This is a genomic window from Actinospica robiniae DSM 44927, from assembly GCF_000504285.1.
GTDB lineage: Bacteria > Actinomycetota > Actinomycetes > Streptomycetales > Catenulisporaceae > Actinospica > Actinospica robiniae.
In genome coordinates this window covers 8,052,415-8,075,050 of the sequence record NZ_KI632511.1, presented here as the reverse complement: position 1 = coordinate 8,075,050, position 22,636 = coordinate 8,052,415, and the positions used below count along the sequence as shown (strand labels likewise).

15 protein-coding genes are annotated in these 22,636 nt (G+C 71.8%); 1 reads left to right on the top strand and 14 read right to left on the bottom strand.

Translation table 11 applies throughout. The features are described from left to right. Positions 1-27: 27 nt before the first annotated feature. The 9 genes from ACTRO_RS34880 to ACTRO_RS34840 form a co-directional block, all read right to left on the bottom strand. Positions 28-927 carry an FHA domain-containing protein gene (locus ACTRO_RS34880; protein WP_034270123.1) on the bottom strand — a complete coding sequence of 300 codons (900 nt, stop codon included), beginning with the start codon at positions 925-927 and terminating at the stop codon, positions 28-30. Positions 928-940: 13 nt separating this feature from the next. Continuing rightward, on the bottom strand, positions 941-2,254 hold the full coding sequence (locus ACTRO_RS34875; protein WP_034270121.1) for a vWA domain-containing protein: 1,314 nt from the start codon (positions 2,252-2,254) through the stop codon (positions 941-943). Next, positions 2,251-3,360, bottom strand: a complete 1,110-nt coding sequence (locus tag ACTRO_RS34870) for a zinc-ribbon domain-containing protein (protein WP_051451837.1) — start codon at positions 3,358-3,360, stop codon at positions 2,251-2,253. The genes ACTRO_RS34875 and ACTRO_RS34870 overlap by 4 nt, the downstream gene beginning before the upstream one ends. Before the next feature lie 38 nt (positions 3,361-3,398). Continuing rightward, on the bottom strand, positions 3,399-5,789 hold the full coding sequence (locus ACTRO_RS34865; protein ID WP_211244506.1) for a serine/threonine-protein kinase: 2,391 nt from the start codon (positions 5,787-5,789) through the stop codon (positions 3,399-3,401). 40 nt (positions 5,790-5,829) lie between these two features. After that, a complete protein-coding gene (locus ACTRO_RS34860; protein WP_034270115.1) occupies positions 5,830-7,092 on the bottom strand; it encodes a hypothetical protein in 1,263 nt (420 codons plus the stop codon). A 57-nt stretch (positions 7,093-7,149) separates the two neighbouring features. After that, on the bottom strand, positions 7,150-8,115 hold the full coding sequence (locus ACTRO_RS34855) for a glutamate ABC transporter substrate-binding protein (RefSeq protein WP_034270112.1): 966 nt from the start codon (positions 8,113-8,115) through the stop codon (positions 7,150-7,152). Positions 8,116-8,126: 11 nt separating this feature from the next. Then, positions 8,127-9,437 carry a hypothetical protein gene (locus ACTRO_RS34850; protein WP_157436611.1) on the bottom strand — a complete coding sequence of 437 codons (1,311 nt, stop codon included), beginning with the start codon at positions 9,435-9,437 and terminating at the stop codon, positions 8,127-8,129. A 200-nt stretch (positions 9,438-9,637) separates the two neighbouring features. After that, positions 9,638-10,348 carry an HAD family hydrolase gene (locus tag ACTRO_RS34845; RefSeq protein WP_245594584.1) on the bottom strand — a complete coding sequence of 237 codons (711 nt, stop codon included), beginning with the start codon at positions 10,346-10,348 and terminating at the stop codon, positions 9,638-9,640. 284 nt (positions 10,349-10,632) lie between these two features. Next, positions 10,633-12,261 (bottom strand): NRAMP family divalent metal transporter, encoded by a 1,629-nt coding sequence (locus ACTRO_RS34840; protein WP_034270107.1) that lies wholly within the window; start codon positions 12,259-12,261, stop codon positions 10,633-10,635. 1,002 nt (positions 12,262-13,263) lie between these two features. Here ACTRO_RS34840 and ACTRO_RS34835 point away from each other — a divergent pair. Continuing rightward, entirely contained in the window at positions 13,264-15,633 is a 2,370-nt protein-coding gene (locus ACTRO_RS34835) for a glycosyl hydrolase family 18 protein (protein ID WP_034270104.1), read from the top strand. Between the two features lie 105 nt (positions 15,634-15,738). Here the strand turns inward: ACTRO_RS34835 and ACTRO_RS34830 are convergent, their stop codons facing one another. From ACTRO_RS34830 to ACTRO_RS44345, 5 genes are all read right to left on the bottom strand, one after another. Then, positions 15,739-16,404: an HAD family hydrolase gene (locus ACTRO_RS34830; RefSeq protein ID WP_211244505.1), complete on the bottom strand. Its 666-nt coding sequence runs from the start codon at positions 16,402-16,404 to the stop codon at positions 15,739-15,741. A gap of 9 nt (positions 16,405-16,413) precedes the next feature. Beyond that, positions 16,414-17,001: a Uma2 family endonuclease gene (locus tag ACTRO_RS34825; protein WP_034270101.1), complete on the bottom strand. Its 588-nt coding sequence runs from the start codon at positions 16,999-17,001 to the stop codon at positions 16,414-16,416. Between the two features lie 201 nt (positions 17,002-17,202). Continuing rightward, the gene (locus ACTRO_RS34820) at positions 17,203-17,904 is read right to left on the bottom strand and encodes a response regulator (protein ID WP_034270098.1); all 702 of its coding nucleotides are present in this window, start codon (positions 17,902-17,904) and stop codon (positions 17,203-17,205) included. Beyond that, on the bottom strand, positions 17,901-20,501 hold the full coding sequence (locus ACTRO_RS34815; RefSeq protein ID WP_034270095.1) for an ATP-binding protein: 2,601 nt from the start codon (positions 20,499-20,501) through the stop codon (positions 17,901-17,903). The genes ACTRO_RS34820 and ACTRO_RS34815 overlap by 4 nt, the downstream gene beginning before the upstream one ends. A gap of 215 nt (positions 20,502-20,716) precedes the next feature. Next, entirely contained in the window at positions 20,717-22,186 is a 1,470-nt protein-coding gene (locus tag ACTRO_RS44345; protein WP_051451835.1) for an NsdA family TPR-like regulatory protein, read from the bottom strand. Positions 22,187-22,636 lie beyond the last annotated feature (450 nt).

Here is a 22,636-nt window from a genome sequence, read left to right as displayed (position 1 = left end):
ACTGCGGGCCGGCCTGACGCGGCCTGCTTACTGCAGCACGATCGTGGTCCACACGCCGAGGTGGATGCGGTCGCCCGGCTTGACCGGTATCTCCGTCTCCGCCTCCAGCGGCTCGGCCGCCTCGTTGAGCCGGGTGCCGTTGGCGGAGCCGAGGTCCACCACCACCCAGCCCTCGTCGTGCTTGAGCAGCTGGGCGTGCAGGTGGGAGACGGCCGGGTCCAGCGGCGGGCCGGTGAGGTCGATCTCCGGGTTCAGCCCGCGGCTGGAGGAGGAGCGGCCGATCCTTACCGGGCCGGGCCCGGCGGTGAAGCTGAACCGGCGCTCGGCCGGGTACTTCGGGAACGGGAACTCGCTCGCGACGATGTCCCCGCGCTCGACCTGCGCGTCGTAGTAATCCCGGTCGGCGTTGACGATCAACGTCAGCTCCGAGCCGAACGACACCCCGCCCGACGCCGAGCCGGCGATAGGGCCGGCGATCGGATCCGGCAGCGGCTCGAACGGGACGGGCTCGACCTCGGGCTGCGCCGGGGACGCCTCGGGGGACGCCTGCGCCTCGGCCCGGGCCAGCTCAGCCTCGAGGTCGAGGCCCTGCTCGGCCTCGGCCGGCGCGGCCGCAGCGGTGTTCGGGGCCTGCGAAACCGGAGCCTCGGCCGGCGCCGGGCCGACGCCGGCGGTGAGCACCGTCTCCGGCATCGCCTCGGCGAGGTCGAAGTCGTAGCCGCACTCCTCGCAGAAGCGCCCGTCGCGCCCCGCGCCGCACACCGGGCAGGCTCCGGCCCGGGGCGCGGAGCCCGCGGCGGCCGAGCCGGTCCCGGTCGCGGTGGACGGCACCGGAGCCGCCGAGGCCGGCGGTCCGCCGATCACCCGCCCGCAGGTATCGCAGTAGTCGCTGGCCTGGGACTCGTGCCCGGCCGGACAGGTGGACATCTCCGCCGCCCCCTCAGCCGTTCTCGTTGCGGTTCTTGCCCACCCGGACCGTGCGGGTCGAGCGGGTGTCGAGCGTCATCTCGTCCGCGTCCGACACGCGCTGCTTGAGCCGCACCGTGCCGGTGGCCGGGTCGTCGATCTCGACGACCTTCGAGAGCAGGACCGCGGTGTCCTCGTTGCCGGCCTGGGTGGCCAGCTTCACCGCGCGGCCGAGCTTGGCCGTGGCGGTGTCCAGGTCGCCGTTCTTGCGCGCCTCGAGGCCCTCGCGGATCGCGTCGGCCAGCTCCGTCTGCCCGGTGTAGTCGGCCACGGTGCGGTCGATCCGGCCGGTCTGCGCGACGTCGTCGGACCACACCGCGCGCACCAGCCCCTGGCCGAGGGTGACCGCCTGGCCCGCGCCCTCGACCGAGACCAGGCTCACCCGGGCCGCGAGCATCTCGTCGCCGATGCCGCCGGGACGCACCTGCACGCACACCTGGTAGTCCCGGGACTCCGGACCCCACGCGCCGGTCGGGAAGTCGCCGGTGAGCGGGTTGGGACCGGGCGTGCGACGGCCGGTCAGGTCCAGGATCTGCGGCGCCACCTGCTTGACGAACTTCACCTGCGCGCCCTGCGGGGTCCACAGCCGCAGCCGCACGTCGCCGACGGCCTTGCCCATGGCGTGCTCGATGATCTGCTGGAAGTCCCCGGCCAGCCGGCCCGGGTCGGCCACGATGTCCACGGTGCCGAGCAGCGCGCTCGAGACCCGGCGCAGCTCCGCCACCACCCAGTCGGTGCCGATGCCGCGGCAGTCGCAGGTGAACCGGCCCTCGCAGCGCGCCAGCGCGGCGGCGAGGTCGGCCGGGTCCTCGTGCTCGTCCTTGCCGTCGGTGAGCAGGATCGCGTGCCGGATCGCCTGCTCGTGCCCGGTGAAGAGCCGGTCGGCCATGGCCAGCCACTGGCCGATGGCGGTGCCGCCGCCGGCGGTGAGCCGGGCCACCGCGGCCTTGGCCGCGGCGCGGGAGGAGGCGTCCGCGGGCACCAGGTACTCGGTGCCGGGGAAGACCATCCGGGCCACGTGGGTGCCGGCCACGACGGCGAAGGGCACCCCGTCCCGGATCGAGTCGATCGCGGCCTCGGTGGCCTGGCGGGCCGCGGCCATCTTGGTCGGCGGGTAGTCCATGGAACCGGAGCAGTCCACCATGATCACCTGCGCGGCGCGGGCGGACGCGGTGCCGCCGAACGCGGCGGCCGACTGCACCGAGACGATCGCGTTGATCTCCGTGGCGCCCTCGGGCAGGTACTCGTTCTGATAGACGTTGACGGTGAACTGCGGCTGCGCGCTCACAGGTGGGTCCCCTCCACTGGAGTTGCGTTGATCTCGGCGGTCTGCTCCGCGGCGCCCGGCTCGGGCGCGCGCGGGGGCCAGGCCGCCAGCACTGCGGTGATGTTGTCGTGGCCGCCGCCCTCCAGCGCGACCGCGGCGAGCGCGGACGCGGTGGCGAGCAGCCCGCCGAACCCGCCGGAGGCGAGGTGGGCGAGGTCGTCCGCGTCCGGCACGTAGTTCCACAGGCCGTCGCTGCAGGCGAGCACGAGGCCGGGGCCGTCCGGCTCGAACACGGCCAGGTTCGCCGGGTCCTCCGGCGCGCCCGGGCCGAGCCAGCGCAGGATGGTGTGCGCCAGCGGCGACTTGAAGGCCTCTTCCTCGGTCAGGGTGCCGTCGGAGATCATCCGCCCGGCCCAGGAGTCGTCCGCGGTCAGCCGGCGCGGCTCGGCGCCGAGCCAGTAGACCCGGGCGTCGCCCACCCAGCCGACGGTCAGCTCCCGCGCGCCCACCACCACGGTGACCATGGTGCTGGCCCGGCCGTTGGTCTCGTCCGCCGGGTCCGGCGGCAGGGCGCTGACGGCCTTGTGCGCCTCCTCGAACGCGGCCAGGGTGGCGCTCTGCGGGTTCTCGCCCCGGCGCAGCGCCAGCACCAGCTGCTCGCGCGCGGCCAGCGCGGCGGCGGCCGAGGCGGTCTCCGGCTTGTACGAGGCGGAGACGCCGTCGCAGACCACGATGACAGGGGTGGGCGGCCCGTCCCGGTCGCCGATCACCGCGAGGGCCATGTCGTCCTCGTTGCGGCTGTGCCGCAGTCCGCGGTCGGAGACGCCGGCGACCGGGCCGAGGTCCCGCTCCAGCCGGTCGCGCGGATCCGCCGCCGGGGAGCCGCACTGGTCGCAGTACCCGTCGGCGTACGAGGTGTTCGAGCACTGCGGATTGCGGCACGCGCCGGGATCGGCGGCGGGCGGCTCGGATCTGCGCACCAGCAGGTCGGCGCCGCACTCCTCGCAGTAGCCGTCCTCCGGCGCCACCTCGGCGCCGCAGGACGGGCAGGTCGGCCAGGTCTGCGATCCCGCAGCGGCGCCTTCGTGCTCCGGCCCGTGCTCGGCCGGTTCTTCCCGCTCCGTCACAACCCCGTCCTTTTCCGCAGTCAGTCCCGGCGCGTCCGTCATACCCACGTCCGCGGTCGTACCAGGTTCGCGCAGTCCACCATGGCGATCCGTCCCGCGCGGGTCTGCGCCATCCGCGCCCGGGTCCGGTAGGAGCGTTCCAGCGCGGCGCGCAGCCCGTCCTCGCTCAGCCGGTGGCCGAACAGGGTCTGCGCCGCGGCCGTGTCCTCGTCCTGCAGCCGCCAGGAGAGCGCGCCGGCCAGCACCTCGCACTTGAGCGACTCGTGCGCCTCGCCGTCCAGGCCGAGCGCCTCGACCCGCTCGCCGAGCCGGGCCAGCTCCTCCGGGTCGGCCCAGCCGGCGAAGCCGGGCGAGTCCAGCCGGGTGCGCACGGCGGCGATCTCGGCCGCGGTGCGCTGGATCGCGACCTCGGGGATCTGGCCGAGCACGTCCACCGCGCCGGCGTGGTCGCCGGCCGCGATGCGCAGCCGGGCCAGGGCGAAGGCGGCGGTCACGTAGGAGCGGTCCACGCTCCACACCTGCAGGTAGTAGCGCAGCGCGTCGGAGGTGAGGCCGCTCAGCTCCGCGGCCACCGCGATGCCGAGCTTCGGCGCCAGCTCGCCGGGCAGCTCGTTGTAGCAGGCCTCGAACTTGGCCCGGGCCTCGATCGCGTTGCCCTGGCACAGTGCCACCACCGCGCGGTACCAGATCACCCGCCAGTCGTACGCGTCGATCCCGGCCATCCGGTTCAGGTGCCGCTCGGCGAGCTGGAACTGGCCGTCCTCGATCGCGGCGCGCACCACCCGGTAGTGCACCTCGGGCGTCGGGTTGCGCAGCTCCGTCAGAGTCCGCACGACCTGGTCGGCCCGGCCGCCGAGGGCGGCGAGGTAGCCGGCGCTCGGATCGGCCGGGTCGGTCAGCGGCAGCGGGAGGGCGGCGGCGAGCTGCGCGCCGGTGGGCGCGTCGGCGGCCCGCACCCCCTCGGTGCCGGCCGAGTAGCGCTCGGTGGTGAACAGGGCCGAGACGGCCGGCTGCTGCTCGCCCCGCTCCAGCGCGACCACCTCGCGCAGCACGCCGGTCAGCTGGGCGGCCATCTCGGCGGCCGAGGAGAAGCGGCGCTCGCGCTGCGGATGGGTGGCCCGGCGCAGCGCCCGGTCGAAGGACTCGAACCTGGCCAGCACCGGGATCGACTCGCGGGCCGGCAGCTTGTGCGCGAACTCGCGCTGGTAGCCCTTGAAGTCGAAGGCCAGCACGGCCAGCATCCGCCCGACCGTGAACAGGTCGGACTCCACGCTCGGGCCGTCGCTCTCCAGTTCCGGGGCCTTGTAGCCCTCGGTGCTGTAGATGTCCGACTCCTGATCGTCGAAGGCCATCACCGCGCCGAGGTCGATCAGCTTGAGCTGCTCCTCGGACTGGATGATGTTGTCCGGCTTGAAGTCGTTGTAGAGCAGGCCGATCGAGTGCAGGTAGCCGAACGCGGGCAGGATCTCGATGGCGAAGGCGAGCACCTGCGCCAGCGGCAGCGCCTGCCCGGCGTTGGCCTCCTTGTAGTCCAGCGCGATCTGCTTGAGCGACTTGCCGCCGACGTACTCCATCACGATGTAGTCGCCGGAGTCGTGGTGCACGAAGTTGTAGATCTTGACGATGTTGGGGTGCTCGACCTCGGCCAGGAACTGGCGCTCGGCCACCGCCGCGGCCAGCGCCGCCTCGTCCCCGGTGTCCAGCAGGCCCTTGAGGGCGACCCAGCGTCCGGAGACGTTGTTGTCCCGGGCCAGGTAGATCCAGCCGAGGCCGCCGTGCGCGATGCAGCCGAGCACCTCGTACTGGCCGGCCACCAGATCGCCGGGGGCGAGCTTGGGCTCGAAGTCGTAGCCGTTGCGGCACTGGGCGCAGAAGCCCTTGGTCCGGCCCGGATGCCCGTTGCGGCCGCGGCCGACCGCCTGGCCGCAGTGCGAGCAGAAGCGCTTGTGCTCGGGCACCTCCGGGTCGGCCAGCACGGCCTCGCTCGGGTCGCGGTACTCGACGCTGGGGATCTCCACGATGCCCAGGCCGAGGCCGCCGCGGCCGGTGGAGCGCGAGCCGCGGTTGGAGGCGGTGCGGCCGGTCAGGGCGCGCGCGGAGACGGCCGAGCCGCGGCTGCGTCCGGTGGAGGTGCGGGCCGAGCCGCCGCGGGCGGAGACCGAGGAAGCGGTGCGCGCGGAGGTCTCCCGGCCGCCGTTCGCCTGCGCCGGCACCGCGGCGGGCGCCGCCTTGACCGCGGCCATGCCGCAGGTGTCGCAGTAGCCGTCGACGACCGCGCCGTCGCAGCCGAGCCGTGCGCACAGCTGCGCCGGCGCGGACGGGACGGGGGCCGGGGGCGCGGCCTTCGGGGCGGTCTTGGCAGCCAGGCCGCAAGTGTCGCAATAGCCGTCGAGAAGCGTGCCACCACAGCCGGGCCGGGTACACCTCATGTCGCCCATCCTCGCATCCTCCCCTTCACTGTGCTCCCCTTCACTGTGCGCCCTCCCGGGGGCGGGCCGGACCGTCGAGGGCCAGCACCGCCTTCTGGTACACGTGCAGCGCCCTGGTCGACGCGGCGAGATCGCAGGGCCTGCTCCACAGCAGCTCGCGCGCGGTTTGATAGTACGCCTCAAGGGGCTGGTTCTCAGCGGCTCCCTTGCGCGCGGCCCGCACCCGGTAGGCGGAGAGCCGGCCGCGCAGCTCCTCGCGCCGCTCCAGCAGTCCGGCGATCAGCTTCCAGATCCGGGTGGCCTCGGCCAGCGCCGCGTCCAGGGCGTCGCCGAGCACCTCGGCCTCGGTGGTCAGCCGGGGCCACTGGCTCTGGTCGCGCAGCGCGTCGAGGGCCGCGATGCGCGCGCGCAGGGCCGGCGCCTGCCGGGTGAAGGCAGGCAGCGCCTCTATCAGGATCTTGTCACGCACCGTCTCCGCGGCGGACCGCTGCGCCGCCTCGACCTCGTCGATCCGCTCGATCAGCCGGCGCAGGTGCTCGGTGCCGCGGGCGTAGTCGGCGCGCAGATCGGCCTGGTGCGCCGCGGTCTCGGCCAGCTCCGCGATCTGCCGGTCGATCTCGGCCAGCCTTCCTGGGAAGGTGGAGCCGGCGGCGGACAGCCCCAGCGGGTCGGCGAACACCTCCCGGCGCAGCGCCGCGTATCCGTCGCCGAGCCCGGCCACGGCCGTGGCCACCGAGCGGTCGCCCATCTCCCGGGCGACGGCCACCAGGGCCTTGAGACGCTCCTGCACCGGGTCGGCCGCGCCGAACAGCCGGTTCCAGGCCTGCTCGGCCTGGGCGATGAAGTCCGCGGCGAGCTGGTACTCGGTGTTCATCCGGTCCAGGGTCTGGGCCAGGGTGGCGGTGACCGAGACGGTGGCCGGCCCGAGCAGGGTGCGCTCGGAGAGCGCGACGGAGTTGGTGGACAGGGTGATCGACTCGCCGCGCAGCAGCTTGGTGATCGCCGCGAGCTCCTCCGGCCGCGGCTTGACCCGGCGGCCGCGGATCTCCGAGGCCCGGTTGAGCACGTCCTGATACGCGGTGAAATCGTCCCAGAGCGCGGCGATCTTCCCGCTCACCCGCTGCCAGCGCTCGGCCGTCAGGCCGGAGAGCGGCGCGCTCTCGAGCAGTTTGTAGGCGTTGTACTCGGTCAGCTCCACCAGCGCGTCGGAGACCCGTCCCGCGTCCGCGCGCAGACGTTCGAGCTCCGCGTCCACCGCTTCCCGGGTGAGCGGAACCTGGGGGTTGTATCCGTGCTGCGGCATGCGTCCTCGGGCTCGTGCGGATGTCGGGCGTCGCCGTCGCGTCGGCGCGGTGGCTTGTCAGTGCGAGTATTGCGCAACCGGCGGCTGGGCTGCGGGGAGGCCGTGTTCGAAGAACCACTTCTGGTACGAGTTCGCCCACTCGCCGTCGGACTCGTACTGCGCGAGCACGCCGTTGACCCACTGCTCGACGTCGGTCTGGTGCAGCGGCACGGCGATGCCGTAGGGCTCGGGCTCGAGCGGGTCGCCGACCAGGACGAGGTTCGGGTCCTGGGCGGCCAGGCCGGCCAGCAGCGTCTCGTCGGTGGAGACGGCCGACACCTCGTTCACCTGCAGGTCCACCAGGCAGTCGCTGACGTTGGTGACCGCCACCACCTTGGCGCCCGCCTTCTGGATCTGCCCGATGGAGGTGGATCCGGCCTGGGCGCAGACCGCCTGGTTCTTGAGCGCGCTGATCGAGGTGTAGGGCGAGCCCTTGTCCACCAGCAGGCGCTGCGAGGCCTCGAAGTAGACCGCGGAGAAGCCGACCTGCTGGAGCCGGTCGCAGGTGATGGTCATGGTGTCGATGACGACGTCGACCTTCTTGTCCTGCAGGTCCGGTATGCGTTCGGCCGTGGTCAGCGCGACGAACTGGACCTTGCCCGGGTCGCCGAACAGGGACTTGGCGAGCGCGTGCGCGAGGTCGATGTCGAAGCCCTCCTCGTCGCCGTCCGAGGCGAGGTATCCGGTGAGGTACTGGTCCGCGGAGACCCCGACCCTGATATAGCCCCGCTTCTTGATCGCCTGGACGTCCGCGCCGTCGACCGCGGTCGCGCTGGGGGCGGGCGAGGAAGCGGTGGGATCACAGGTCTGCGCCGTGCCCGAACCGCTGCCGGTCGCCGTGGGCGCGGCGCTGCCGAGCTCCGCCGTCGGAGCCTTGGGCTGCTCGCCGACGGCCGCGGTGCTGCACGCGCTCACGGTGGCCGCCGCCAACGCGAGAGCGCCGGCCCACCCGGTCACCCGTCCCCAGCGCCGTCCCGTCCTCATGCCGCTCCCCCTCATCGGTATTCCGCCAACCGCCGGTTCAGGCCCCAGGCCGCGGCGACCGCGCCGAGCAGCCCGACCGCGAGCGCCAGCGCCAGGGCGGCGCCCCCGCCGTACCAGGACCGCGCTCGGGACATGTCCGCCGCATAGCGCGCCTGGCTCGCGTTGGTGACGTTGTCGAAGTCGTCGCGCACGGCCTTGGCGGCGGCCGTCTCGCAGCCGCTCGCGAGATCCTGCTCGGTGCCGACGGTGGCCGTGATCGCCTTCTGATACTGGCCGTCGGCCGCCAGCTCGATCCCGCTGTCGGCACAGGCGACGAGCTTGTGGACATCCGCGCTGACCGCGCCCGAACCCTTGCCGGTGAAGCCCTTCCCGATCTCGGTCAGATCGGCGAGCACCTTCACCGCGTGCTGCTGGTCGTCGCCGCCGACCTGGCCGACGTCCTCGCCCCGATCGATCTGCTGGAGCGCGACGTACGTCTCAGCCAGGGACAACTCCGAGTTTCCGTTCTGCGCCAGCATCACCTGGCTGAAGTCGGTGTGCGCGTCGTCGACGGCGCTGGAACTCCCGACGGCCGCCACGCAGGTCCACAGGAGCAGCGCGAGCACGGCGAGCGCCGCGCCGAGAACGCCGAGGTTCAGCCTCCGCTTGCTGGCGCGCGCGAGCATCCGGCCCACCACGGCCAGCGCGATGAAGGCGAGGACGCACACGACGATCGTGAGCCAGTCCGGACTGGACGCCGAGGACATGCCGTCCTGCGTCGCCGCCTGTTCCTCGGCGATGACCGCCTGCACCTCGCCCAGCATCTGACCGGTGTACATCTGCGAGGCCAGCCGCAGATAGGCGCCGGCCACCGGAAACCCGAAGCGGTTGTTCGCCAGCGCCTCGCCGATCCACTGCGAGTACTGCGGCACCCGCACCGCGAGGTCGTCGAGCTGCGACGAGGCGGTGGCGTCGCCCGTCACCCGCTGCGAGGCGTCGGAGAGGCGTTGCTCGACCAGGGTGATGTCCGAGCCGAACCGGTCCGTGTCCACCTTGGGGGCGACCGGGCCGATCAGCAGCGCGTTGGCGGCCGTCGCGTTGGCGTCGGCGAGGGCGTAGGAGAGCTCTTGGACGTCCTGGTAGAGCTGCTCGGTGGCCTGCCCGGTGTGCTCGGCGGTGGACGAACGGCCGGACAGCCCCACCCCCGCCACGGAACCGGCCAGCAGCACGACGAGCACTCCCGCGAGCAGCATCGACCACAGCCGGGCGGGATTGCCCATCCTCCGCCGCGGCGGCGCCGCCCCCGACTCCGCCTGCGTTTGCGCCGTCGCCGCCATCGTCACCTGACGCCCCCTCGCCTCGATCGACCGTCGACCTGGCAGGAAGTCAAACGTGCCGCTCCCCGCCGGAGTTCCACCATAGCCTCCCGACGCCGGAGGGGTCCCGGCCGGTTGCGCAGCCGTATGCGGCCGTTGCGCAAGCCGTTACCCGGGCCGGGACCCGCCGGGGGCGGCGATGACGGGGGCTGATCCGGGTGCGCGGATCACAGCTCCGCGAGCAGCTGCGGCAACTCGGCCAGCGAGTCCATCCGCAGGTCGGCCTTGGCCTGCAGATCCGGGTGCTCGGCGTGCAGGTAGCCCCACGGACCGCGGCGCACGTGGGCGGTGCGCAGGCCGGCCTCCCAGGCCGGGCGCAGGTCGTTGTCGAGCCGGTCGCCGACGTACATCACGTGTCCGGCCTCGATGCCGGGGCGCAGTTCGCGGCAGGTCTCGAGCACCTTCGCGAAGAACCGCGGATCGGGCTTGCTGATGCCCCAGGTGTCCGAGGTGGTGACCCGGTGCACCGGCAGCTTCATGCCGTCGAGCAGCCGGTGCGAGCTGCGGGTCTGGTTGGCGGCGATGACGACCAGGTAGCCCGCGTCGCGCAGCGCGGCCAGGGTGGGCCGCGCGTCCGGATACAGGTCGCGCTCGCCGTATCCCTCCGGCCGGCCGGCCTCGGCCCGGGCCTGGCGTTCGGCCGCGAGGTCGAAGCCGGGCTTGAAGTACTCGAACACGTCGAGGTGGCCGCGGCCGGCCGCGATCACCGCGCCGAAGACCGCGGAGAAGGTGTGCCGGGGCACGCCGAGCCAGTCGGCCCAGCCGTGGTACTCGACGCTCTCGTCCACCAGCGTCTCGCCGACGTCGAAGACGACCGCGTCGATCAGCGGGGAGCGCGGAGGCGAAACGGCTCTACCGGAGTCGTGGGGGGAGTGCACGCGATTCTCCTTCCATGCCGTGCACATGCACCCGCATGTGCCGCAGGACCGCTTGCGGCAGCGTAGCCGGGCATGCCGTCTCGCCGCCGGGAAATACCCGAATGAGTGAGATCCGCCCGTTCCTCCGCGCTGAGTACGGACAGCCGATTCCAGGGCGACTTTACAAAGCCTTGTCACCGCGCGGAAGACTTTCATGCGCCGGAGAACGGGGATCCCCGCAGCCCGGAGGGGGTGCGGGGATCATCAGCGTAGTCGCCGGCCGACGGTCCGTCAGCCCGCCGAGGTCAGCGTGCTGTCAGACTCAGCTGGACCACCTTGACGACGACCAGGACCGAGGAGAGGGCGAGGTACCCGCGCAGCGAGCCCATGGCGAGGCGCCGGCCGCGGGAGAGCCGGGTCTGGCCGAGTTCGGAGAGCGGCGGCATCCGCCAGTCCTCGGCGCCGGCGCGGTCGATCGGCTCCGCCGTACCGCCGCGGCGGAGCGCGTAGACGCCGAGGGCCAGGCCGAAGCCGAGGAAGACCGCCATGATCGTGGTGATCTGCCCGGCGCTGATCGACGGCCACAGGACGGCGGCGGTGAGGATGAACGAGAGCGTCACCAGCACGCCGAGCACGCAGGTGGTGAAGATGTTCGTCCGCCGGCCGTTGACCCAGGGCCCGAGCACCTCTTTGTCGTTGCACAGCAGCAGCAGGTACACCGAGGCGGAGGGCAGCAGCACGCCGGCCATCGCCTGCACGCCGTTGGTGATCAGGCCCAGCGGCGCGTTCGGGATCAGCACGATGCCGGCGGCGACGCCGATCAGCCCGACGTACACGCCGTAGAAACCCTTGGCCTGCTTGACCCCGCGGTGCAGCGAGTGGTTGACCCCGAAGGTGTCCCCGACCGCGTACGCCGTGGAGAGCGACACCGCGAAGGCGCCGATGATCGAGGCGTCGAGCAGGGCGACGGCGAACAGGATGCCGATCAGATGCCCGCTCTCGGCCGCGATCGCCGAGGCCAGCCCGGCCGCGTCGCTGAAGTGCCCGGCGGCCGGGGTGCCCGCGGTGGCCGCCGTGGCGAAGCCGATGACGGCGGCCGCGCCGAGGACCACCACGCCGATGCCGATCCACAGATCGGCCTTCTCGTACTTCATGAAGCGCGGCGTGATCCGCTTGTCGATCACATAGCTCTGCTGGAAGAACAGCTGCCAGGGCGCCACGGTGGTGCCGACGAGCCCGGTGATCAGCAGCATCACCGTGGACAGCTGCGCGGCGCCGCCGGGCAGCGTGGGCACCAGGAATCCGGAGGCCACGTCCCCGGCGGACGGGTGCAGCATCAGCGCGATCGGGATCAGGATCAGGCTGCCGAAGCACAGGCCGAGGGCCACCCGCTCGAACCGGCGGAACGAGCCGGTGGAGGCCGCGCCGATCACCACGGCCGCGGCCGCCAGGATCGAGGGCGCCTTGGGCAGGCCGAGGTAGCCGACGGCGAGGGTGATCCCGATGAACTCGGTCACCAGCGTCAGGGCATTGAGCAGGAAGAGATCGATGACGCTGAAGATCCCCCAGAACCTGCCGAAGCGCTCCAGGATCAGCTTGCCGTGCCCGACGCCGGTGACGACGCCGAGCCGGACCACCATCTCCTGGTTGACGTAGAGCACCGGGACGAGCAGCAGCAGCACCCACAGCAGCGAGGTGCCGTAGTTCTGCCCGGCCTGCCCGTAGGTGGAGAAGGCCCCGGCGTCGTTGTCGCCGCACATCACGATCAGGCCCGGGCCGACCACCGCGAGCAGGGTCTTGAGCTTGGCCGACATCCCCGAGCGGGCGGCGGTGTCGTCGTGCCTGATGGTGCCGAATGCGCCCTTGATGTCGCCGAGGTGCGCGTCGTCGAGGACGGCGGGACGGCGGACGGGCGCGCTGATCAGGTCGGTCATGGCGTGTCCTCTCCCACGCCGCACACACGACCACGTCAGGGTAAGGAGAGAGGCAGCGTGCTCTCGGCTTGACGTGGACGAACGTGCGGTGTGCGATCAGGCAGCGTGAAGCGCAGGGGGGCTCGAGCCCGGGCGCGGGCAGCACCCGGCGGACACGCGTGCGGACGGGCTCGGCGGGAAGCCGGGCGGGCCCGGGACGGGTTCGTCGGGGCATGCCGGAGCGGCACGGGACTCGGGAACGACTACGCGCACGCCGCAGGCGGGAAAAAGCCCGGCGAAGCCGTGCGCGCGGAAGGACGGCGCGTCAGGCCCGGGGGGCTGTCAGGGGCTTGCGAACGTGTGCGGGCCGGGGTCTCGGTCGGCCCGTATCATGGCCGGAACTGCTGGGTTCCATCGTTCGCCTCCCCTCGGCCGTGGCGCCGCGGCGCCCGTGCGAGGTCCGCGGGATCGCGGACCCGGTTGCGCTCTCGGCCTGGCGCCGCCTCAGCTGAGGACGGCTCAGACCGATGATCCGATCGGCCGCGGGGGGTGTGATCCACCTCGACATTGGTCAAGAGGCGGTCAAGACACTCACCGGGCCGTGCCAAGTCTGCCCCTCGCGACACCCTCGCGTCAAGTGCGGATGCACAGTTGCACAAGCGTGAAGGTGCTGGTCACGGGGAGATAACGAGCGTACGGATCAGTGTGGTGACCATCCGCTGGCGTCTTGAACCAGGGAGCATACGTGCCCTGAGCAGCCCGCCCCGATCCGCGCTCCAGCAGGCCACGCCGCGGGCGACGGACGGGCGGACGGAAGGTTAAGAACCCTAAAAAAGCTTAAGGCGACAAAGTCTTGACGCGCCCGTGGTCTACACCAATTATGGGGTCCGTCCGAAAGAGGTCTAGTCCAATTTCTCGGGAGAAGACAGGCCTCTTCCGGCGCGTTCGGCCGGCCGGGACCCGTGGTCCCGGGCCGGCCCTCCCCACGAACGGCTCGACGAAGAGACAGGTGGAAGTGTGCGCATGAGGGAACGATCCAGAGCCGCGGCCGCCGTGGCCACGACCGCCTGCCTGGTCGCGGCCGGCGTGACCGTGCTGTCCGCGAACGCGCAGGCCGCGACGGTGAACCTGCTGGCCAACCCGGGATTCGAGGCCGGCAGCCTGTCCGGCTGGACCTGCGACGCGGGCACCGCCTCGACGGTGGCCACGCCGGTGCACGCGGGCTCCTACGCCCTGGCCGGCGCGCCGTCCGCCGCGGACGACGCCCAGTGCACCCAGACGGTGAGCGTCGCCCCGAACACCACCTACACCCTTTCCGGGTACGTCGAGGGCTCGTACGTCTACCTCGGCGTGACCGGCGGCGCCGACGCCTGGACGCCGAGCGCGACCAGCTGGCAGCCGCTGACCACGACCTTCACCACCACGGCGTCGCAGACCTCGATCCAGGTGTACGTGCACGGCTGGTACGCCCAGCCGACCTACTACGCCGACGACCTCTCGCTCACCGGGCCGGCCGGGTCCGGCTCGACCGGATCCGCTTCGGCTTCGGCGTCTGCTTCTGCTTCTGCTTCTGCTTCTGCTTCTGCTTCTGCGTCTGCGTCGAAGTCGGCTTCCGCTTCGCCGTCCGCTTCCGCTTCCGCTTCGGCCTCTCCGTCGGCTTCGGCTTCGGCTTCGGCGAGCAAGAGCGCTTCGCCGAGCGCGTCACCGAGCGGCTCGCCCACCGCGACCTCGACCGGCAGCGGCGGCACTCCCCCGGCCGGCGACGGCGTGGTCACCGCCCCGACCGGCGTGAAGGTGACCGGCACCACCAGCTCGACCGTCACGCTCTCCTGGACCGCGTCCACCGACAACTCGCAGACCGGCGACATCCCGGCGTACTACGTCTACAACGGCGGCAACGTGGTGGCCACCTCGATGGGCACCAGCGTCACCGTCAGCAGCCTGACGGCCGGCACGAGCTACTCGTTCACCGTCTCCGGCTACGACGTGGCCGGGCACCAGTCGGCCACCTCCGCGGCCGTCGGCGCGACCACGTCGGCCGCCCCGGCCACCACTCCGCCGGTGAAGTCCGCGTACTTCGACCAGTGGGGCGTGTACGGCAACTCGTACTACCCGAGCAACCTGGCCGACTCCGGTGCCGCGGGTGAGCTGACCGACATCGACTACGCGTTCGAGAACATCTCCGACGCCGCGCCCTACCAGTGCTTCGAGACCATCAAGGCCGCGGACACCAACGACAGCGACACCAGCGCCGGCGACGGAGCGGGCGACGCCTTCGCGGACTACCAGAAGGAATACTCGAGCTCGAACAGCGTGGACGGTTCGAGCGACGTCTACTCGCAGCCGATCAAGGGCAACTTCAACCAGCTGCGCGAGCTCAAGGCCAAGTACCCGAACATCAAGATCCTCGTCTCCATCGGCGGCTGGACCTTCTCGAAGTACTTCTCCGACGCGGCCGCCACCCCGGCCTTGCGCCAGGCCTTCGTCTCCTCCTGTATCAACATGTTCATCAAGGGCAACCTGCCCACCGGCATCTCCGGCGACCCCTCCGGCGGCACCGCGGCCGGCGCGGGCCTGTTCGACGGCATAGACATCGACTGGGAGTACCCGGCCAGCGCCGACGGCCACGCCGGCAACCACTACTCCGCCGCCGACACCGCGAACTTCACCGCGCTGCTGGCCGAGTTCCGCAGCGAGCTCGACAGCTACGGCGCGACGGTGGGCAAGCACTACGAGCTGACCGCGACCCTGCCGGCCGGCCAGGACAAGATCAACCTGATCCAGACCAACCAGATCGGCCAGTACCTCGACTACGCGAGCCTGATGGCTTACGACATGCACGGCTCCTGGGACAGCACCGGACCGACCAACTTCCAGGACCCGATGACGCAGGCCACGAACGACCCGTCCACGCCGGTCGCCCCGGGGAACCTGGACTACAGCGTCCAGACCGCCGTCACCGCGTACACGACGGGATTGAGCGCCTACTCGATCCCCGGCGGGTTCCCGGCGAGCAAGCTGGTCCTGGGCGTGCCGTTCTACTGGCGCGGCTGGACCGGGGTGCCCGCGGGCACCGACTACGGCCTCTACCAGTCGGCCACCGGACCGAGCGCCGCGTACTCGTACAGCGCGACGGCGGGCACCGCGTTCTACAAGGAACTCGAATCGGCCGGCCTGACCAGTGCGGACGAGCACTGGGACGCCACCACCGACTCGGCCTGGATCTACGACCCGACCTCGCAGTCGTTCTTCACCGGCGACACTCCGCAGTCGATCTCGACGAAGGCCTCGTACATCACCGCGAACGGGCTGGGCGGCATGTTCGCCTACTCGCTCGAAGGTGACGACGCGTCCAGCACCCTGCTGAAGGCTCTCGGCAGCGACCTGCCGTAACCCCGGGCCTTTCGGCCACCAAGCACCGCCGCCCCGGACCAGCCGCCGACTTGGCTGGTCCGGGGCCGCGGCGTCGGCGCCTCCGGATGAGGTCAGGCGGTCGGCTCAGCCCCCGGTTCGGGCCGGCAGCGCGTCGAGGTCCAGCTCGGCCAGGGAGTCCAGCACCAGGTCCGCCGCCGAGACGTCGAGGTGCCGCGAGACGTTGTTGGGCACCGCCACGCACCGCAGCCCGGCCGCCTGGGCCGCCCGGATGCCGTTGGGAGAATCCTCGAGCGCCAGCGCCGAAGCGGCCGGAACACCGAGCCGCGTCACGGCGAGCGTGTAGAGGGCGGGATCCGGCTTGGTGCGCTCCACCTCGTCACCGGTGGCCACGGCGTCGAAGGAGTCGAAGATGCCGAGCCGCTCCAGGTGCCCCTGCACCCACGCGCGCTTGGAGCTCGAAGCGATCGCGAGCCCCAGCCCGCGCGCCTTGGCGGCCTCGATCAGCCCGACCACACCCGGCCGCACCGACTCCTTGGCGAGCAGCTCCACGTGCCGCGCCCGCCACCGAGCCCGCATCTCCTCGTCGTCCACCACCACCCCCGTCGCCCGCTCGATCTCCACCGCCGGGTCCCAGCCGTGGTCGACCGACCCGATCACGTGCGCCCAGTCCGCCGCGACCAGCGCAGCCCCGTGCCGGGCGAAGACCTCCTGCCACGCTGTGAACTCCGGGGTCTCGGTATCCAGGATCAGCCCGTCGAAATCGAACACGAGTGCGCTCAGCTCAGTCACGGGGTGATCTTAGGCGATCAGCTCCCGCAGCGGCTCGGTGTCCAACTCGAGCGAGATCGGAGCGGGCAGCCAGACCAAAGCCCCGACCGGGTAGATCTGCACGTTCCGATACACCTCGCCCTCCGGCTCGCTGTGGACGATCACGCAGTCCTTCCGCCGATCCACGACCAGGTAGACCTGAATCCCCGTCTCGGCGTACGCACGCGGCTTGTCGATGCCGTCACGCCGCTGAGCGTCCCGCTCGAAGGAGGTGACCTCGATGGCGAGCGCCACCGGTTCGGGTTCAGGCCAGTCTCCCTGGCCTCTGAAGGATCCGGGCGGGGCGAGCAGCAGATCCGGGCGCGCCCGACCCTTGCGATACTCCTCGATCTTGAGCTGCTGCTCCACATAGGCGCGCAGTCGGGGTGAGCAGCGAAAAGCGAACCACTCGCTCAACCAGGCGATGATCTCCCCGTGGTCCCCGTCCGGCACTTCCTTGACCCCCAGCTTCCCGTATACGAGTTCGTACCGGGCGCCGTCGTCGAGGCGTTCCGCATCGGCGGCGAGGGCTTCGAACTCCTCGACCGTCATCTCCCGGTGGTCGCGTCGGGCTGCCATGGTCTTCACGATATCCAACCTCCGTCGCGTTCGCAGGCGTCCGGCAGCTCCCCGACACATGAGGGAAACCGGACGATCACGAATACGACGATACGTCAGTCATGACTTCGGCGATACACGAATCTGACACTCGATCGGGTGAATCTACGTGCCTTTCTTCGCCTTTCGGCGCTGGTATTCGACACCCTTCATCACGCAGCCTCAGGGCTGGAAGCGGTAGCCCATCCCCGGCTCCGTGAGCAGCTGCTTCGGGTGCGAGGGCTCGGGTTCCAGCTTCTGCCGCAGCTTCGCCAGATAGAAGCGCAGGTAATTCGTCTCCGACTTATAGGCCGGACCCCACACCTGCTGCAGCAGCTGTTTGCCGGACACCAGGCGGCCCGGATTGCGCACCAGGACTTCGAGTACGGCCCATTCGGTTTTGGTCAGATGTACGGATTCCGGCGCCTCCGCGGACGCGTCGGCGCGCCTCGTGATGGTTTTCGCGGAAAGGTCGACGCTGAAATGACCGATCAGCACCACCGGCTCGTCAGCGCCGGAATCGCCTTCGGCGCGCCGCTGGAGTGCGCGCAGACGGGCCATCAGCTCTTCCATCGAGAACGGCTTGGTGACGTAGTCGTCCGCACCGGCGTCGAGGGCGTCGACCTTGTCGGCCGCGTCGGCGCGGCCGGAGAGCACGAGGATGGGCACCTTCGTCCAGCCGCGCAGGCCGGCGATGACCTCCGCGCCGTCCATGTCGGGCAGGCCGAGGTCGAGGATGACGAGGTCGGGCAGATGCCGCGCGGCCGCCTCCAGGGCCGAGGCGCCGTCGGCCGCGACGACGACCTCGTACCTCCGGGCCGAGAGGTTGATCCGCAGGGCACGCAGCAGCTGCGGCTCGTCGTCGACCACCAGAACGCGCATCATCGGGCGACCTCCTGTGTACTCGTGTCCGCCGGCCCTTCCTGGTGGCCGGCCGCCACCACGGACAGCACCATCGTGATGCCCCCGCCGGGCGTGGCCTCCGGCACCAGCGCGCCGCCCATCGCCTCGGCCAGGCCGCGGGAGAGGGCGAGTCCGAGGCCGACGCCCGTCGTGTTATCCCGATCGCCGAGCCGCTGGAAGGGACGGAACACCAGGTCCCAGTCCTCTTCCGGGATGCCGGGGCCGCGGTCGATCACCCGCACCTCGACCTGGTCACCCAGCGCGGAGAGGGTCACCGTGACCGGCGAACGGGTGTGCCTGACGGCGTTCCCGATCAGGTTCGCCACGACGCGTTCAAGGAGTGGACCGTCCACCAGCGCGTCCGGGATTCCGGGGTCGGGCGGCTCCAGGCGCACCCGCCCGGCCGCTTCGGGGACGTCGTCGATGGCGCGCGGGATGATGTCCTCGATCGCGGCCGGTTCGAGCTTCGGCTTGAGCGCGCCGGCCTGCAGCCGGGACATGTCCAGCAGGTTCTCGACGAGCCGGGTGAGCTTGTCGAGGGATTCCTCGGCGGCTTCGAGCAGTTCGGCGTGGTCGTCATCCGGCAGCTCAAGGTCGGGGTCGCGCAAGGTGCTGATCGAGGCCTTCGCCGCGGCCAGCGGGGAGCGCAGGTCGTGCGAGACGGCGGCCAGCAATGCGGTGCGCATCTTGTCGGCGGCCGCGAGCGTCTGCGCGGTGGCAGCCTCGCGCGCGAGCCTGCGGCGTTCCATCGCGGCGGTGGCCTGGGCCGCGAACGCCACGAGCACGCGCTGGTCGGCGGCGGGCAGAGTGCGTCCACGCAGTCCGAGCACCGCGCCCGGGCCCGCTTCGATCACGGTGTCGGCGCCGCCCGGGCTCAGCGCCGGATCGGTTCCGGTGGAGGCGACCAGGGTCCAGCGTGACGGGTCGTCGATCTCGTCCGGCAGCCGCGGATTGCCCGGGTCACTGCGCTGGAGCAGGCTGACGCTGGCCATGGAGAAGGTCTCGCGGAAGCGTTCGAGCAGCGCGGCGATCGCCTCGTCGCCGCGCAGGAGCGCCGCCGCGAAGGCGTTGAGCGTCTCCGCCTCGGCCGATGCGTGCGCGGCGCTGCGGGTCTGTTTGATCGCCAGATCCACCACGGACGCCACGGTCAGCCCCACCAGGACGAACACCACCAACGCGATCACGTTGTTGGCCTCGGCGATGGTGATCGAGTGGACCGGCGCGATGAAGAAGTAGTTGAGCAGCAGCGAGCTCCAGATCGCCGCCACCAGGGCCGCGACCATTCCGCCGAGCCGGGCGACGGCCACCGTCAGGGTGAGGAAGAGCAGGATGTCGGTGGCCTGATTGAGCCGCAGCTGCGGACCCCAGTTGTAGAGCAGCGCGGCCAGCACCGGCGGGCTGAGAAGGGCGGCGGCCACGCCGCGCCGGCTGCCGCCGGTCCCCCACTCGGCCTGGCGCAGCGGGTTCGGCGGCAGCCGGCGGCGGCGCTGGGCCGGGTTCCGGTGCGTCACCATGTGCACGTCGATGTCGCCGGAGTACATGGTCGTGGTCTCGCCCACGCCCCGGCCGGTCAGGAAGCGGTTGACCCGGCTGCGCCGCGAGGTGCCGAGCACGAGCTGGGTGGCGTTCTTCGCCTGGGCGAACTCGATCAGCGCGCGCGGCACGTCGTCGCCGACGATGGTGTGATACGTCCCGCCGAGGGATTCGACCAGGTGGCGCTGCGCGGCGAGGGCGGTAGGGCTGGTGTCGCCGGCCAGCCCGTCCGAGCGGGCGATGTGCACCGCGATCAGCTCGCCGCCGGCCGCGCGCGCCGCGATCCGGGCGGCCCGGCGGATCAGCAGATCGCCGGCGGCGCTGCCGGGCAGCGCGATCACCACCCGTTCGCGGGCCTCCCAGACCCGCTCGATGTGGTGCTCCTCCCGGTAGCGCCGCAGCCCCTCGTCGACCCGGTCGGCGACCCACAGCAGCGCCAGCTCCCGCAGCGCGGTGAGGTTGCCCAGCCGGAAGTAGTTGCCGAGCGCCGCATCGATCTTCTCGGCTGCGTAGACGTTTCCGTGCGCAAGCCGGCGCCGCAGCGACTCCGGCGACATGTCGACCAGCTCGATCTGGTCGGCGGCGCGCACGACCTCGTCCGGCACGGCCTCGCGCTGCGGCACGCCGGTGATCCGCTGGACCACGTCGTTGAGGGTTTCGAGGTGCTGGACGTTGACGGTCGAGATGACCTCGATGCCGGCGTCGAGCAGGTCCTGAATGTCCTGCCACCGCTTCTCGTGCCGCCCGCCCGGCACGTTGCTGTGCGGCAGCTCGTCGACCAGCGCGACCTGCGGCCGCCTGGCCAGCACCGCGTCGAGGTCCATCTCCTGCACCTCGACCCCGCGGTAATGCCGGGTGACCCGCGGCACCTGCTCGAGGCCCTCGGCCATCCTGGCTGTCTGCTCGCGCCCGTGCGTCTCCACGAAGCCGACCACCACGTCTGCGCCACGCTCAGCCCGCCGATGGCCCTCTTCGAGCATCTTGTAGGTCTTGCCGACGCCAGGGGCGGCCCCGAGGTAGACCCTGAGCTTGCCGCGCTGACTCACGGAGTGATTTTCCCATTCTTCCGGCGGTGGCGTGCCCGTGCGCTTCTCACCGCCTGATGGAACGCCGCCGGAAGACGGAAAACTCCCCTTGCATACGCTGCTCTAACGCCCGTGAGCGCAATCTCCACGCGCGCCTGACGGGACGACGCGCTCAGGCCCCCTCGCCCGTGAGGGCAGGGGGCCGCACGGTGGGATCCGGACCGGGGGGAGAGGCCTCAGGCCGGGGTGAGGGCTCGGCGCGCCTCTGTGAGTGAGGAGAGCATTCGCAGCGGCGCGCCGCCCGCTTCCAGGCGCTGACGCACCGAGTCGACGCGGTTGAGGCCGGTCGCGTACCAGTGCCGGCCCAGTTGATCCACCGCCGCCTCGAGCAGGCGGGCGGCTTCCTCGTACTCACCCTGGCGGGCCCGCGCGCCGGCCAGGTCGGCCAGCGTGATCGAGCGCTGCTTGCCCGCGCCCGGGGTGAGCCCGCGCAGATTGTGCTCGAGCGCCTCGGCGGCCCGGCTCGGGCGTCCGGCCGCGAGCTGGCAGAACCCGGAGAAGCCGCTGAGCCGAGAGGCGTCATAGTAGTCCAGCCACTCCGGCCGCGTCGGGCCGCCGCGGCCGAGCTCGGCCTCGGCGCGGGCGATCGCGTCCGTCGCCGCCCGGCCGTCGCCGAGCCGCGACTCCACCTCGGAGAGCACGGCGTAGAGCCAGGAGCGCTGCTCCGCGCTGCCGCCGCGCAGGCCGCACTCCAGCGCCTGCCGGATCAAGGCCCTCGCCTGCCCGGCCACGCCGGCGAACGCCGCGGGGAGCGCGGCGTGGGCCAGCACCGCGCTCAGCAGCGCCGGATCGCCGGACTCCTTGGCCGCCTGCCGGGCGAGCTCGAAGTGGGCGCTCGCGCACTGCGGGCGCTGCACGTCGAAGAAGGCCAGCCGGGCGGCCAGCAGCGCGGTCTCGGCGACCGGCGCGGCCAGCCGGGCCCGCAGCATCGAGGAGCCGGTCGCGCACAGCAGTTCGGTGCCCAGTTCCACGTGCGCGCGCACCGGCTCGACCATGGTCTCGGCCGGGACGGTCCAGTACAGCGCGCGGTGCTGCGCGGTGATCGCCGCGTATCCGGTGACGGCCTGGGGATCGAGCGTGGCCCGGCGCGCCGACGGCGCCGACGGCGCACCACCGGCGGCGGAGCGGTGCTGGGCCGGCGGAGGCGCGGCGGCGGCCTGTGCGGGCTCCGCTTCCGTCCACGGTCCCGCGGGCGCTCCGAGGGCCATGGCTCCGGCCACGAACTGACGCCTTTTCACTGGTTCTGCTCTCTCTCGGTCGTCGTCGAACGACCGGGCGGCAAGCGCTCCCCCTGGGATGAGCTCGGGCTCCTCGTCCAGCTCCCGGCGTGGCGAGCCGGGCCACGGCGCCGGGAAGCCCATCCGTTCGATGGGCAGGCCGAACAAGGACTCGAGCACTTCTTGGTAGGCCGGCAGCGGGAGCGGGGGATCCACGCCCTCCCAGCGGCGTACCTGCCGCACCGACAGCGAGAGCGCGCGTCCGACCTGACGCGAGCGCTCCTCGAAGGCGAGCGCGAGGTCGGACTGGGTCCAGTAGCGGCGCCGGCGCAGTTCGCGCAGCGTCACCACGTCGCTCTGCCCGTTCGGGCAGCACCCGCTCTGCCCGTTCGGGGAGCGCCGCCGTGCCTCCGACTGCTGTACGGTCATATGAGGGAAGCTAGTGCCTCGCTCGCACTTGCATCTTGCAATTGCACGAATCCACTCCATCGGGGGAACGCACTCGGCCCGCGTGCGCCGTGCGTGAGGAACCGTGCGCCCCCCGTGCGGACTCCGGGCGGACCTCCGCGGCCGAGCGCGCGGTGAGGGCCCCGGACTAGGCGGCGCATACGGTTGAAGTGCGCGCGCGTCCGCTCGGCGAACGGTCGCGATCGGCCCGCTGAGCGGCGTGCCGCGACCGTTTCGCCCCGGTTTGCGAGGGCGCGGAAACGGCGCGCGCTCCCGAGCCGCAATCCGGTTCACCGGATCGGGAACGTTTCGCGGGCCGCAGCCGTCGTATTCAGTAGGCCGATACCGGATCGAGACTTCACCTTCGGCACGGGAACACCCGTTCGCCGCGATCCGTTTGACGCCTTGAAAGACGAGTCGAGTGGAGGGGTA

What these genes read in the sequence shown, in the direction of transcription:
- ACTRO_RS34880 (WP_034270123.1), bottom strand. Translation starts at nt 927, where the DNA reads ATGTCCACCTGTCCGGCCGGGCACGAGTCCCAGGCCAGCGACTACTGC.
- ACTRO_RS34865 (WP_211244506.1), bottom strand. Translation starts at nt 5,789, where the DNA reads ATGAGGTGTACCCGGCCCGGCTGTGGTGGCACGCTTCTCGACGGCTAT.
- ACTRO_RS34860 (WP_034270115.1), bottom strand. Translation starts at nt 7,092, where the DNA reads ATGCCGCAGCACGGATACAACCCCCAGGTTCCGCTCACCCGGGAAGCG.
- ACTRO_RS34855 (WP_034270112.1), bottom strand. Translation starts at nt 8,115, where the DNA reads ATGAGGACGGGACGGCGCTGGGGACGGGTGACCGGGTGGGCCGGCGCT.
- ACTRO_RS34840 (WP_034270107.1), bottom strand. Translation starts at nt 12,261, where the DNA reads ATGACCGACCTGATCAGCGCGCCCGTCCGCCGTCCCGCCGTCCTCGAC.
- ACTRO_RS34835 (WP_034270104.1), top strand. Translation starts at nt 13,264, where the DNA reads ATGAGGGAACGATCCAGAGCCGCGGCCGCCGTGGCCACGACCGCCTGC.
- ACTRO_RS34825 (WP_034270101.1), bottom strand. Translation starts at nt 17,001, where the DNA reads ATGGCAGCCCGACGCGACCACCGGGAGATGACGGTCGAGGAGTTCGAA.
- ACTRO_RS34820 (WP_034270098.1), bottom strand. Translation starts at nt 17,904, where the DNA reads ATGATGCGCGTTCTGGTGGTCGACGACGAGCCGCAGCTGCTGCGTGCC.
- ACTRO_RS44345 (WP_051451835.1), bottom strand. Translation starts at nt 22,186, where the DNA reads ATGACCGTACAGCAGTCGGAGGCACGGCGGCGCTCCCCGAACGGGCAG.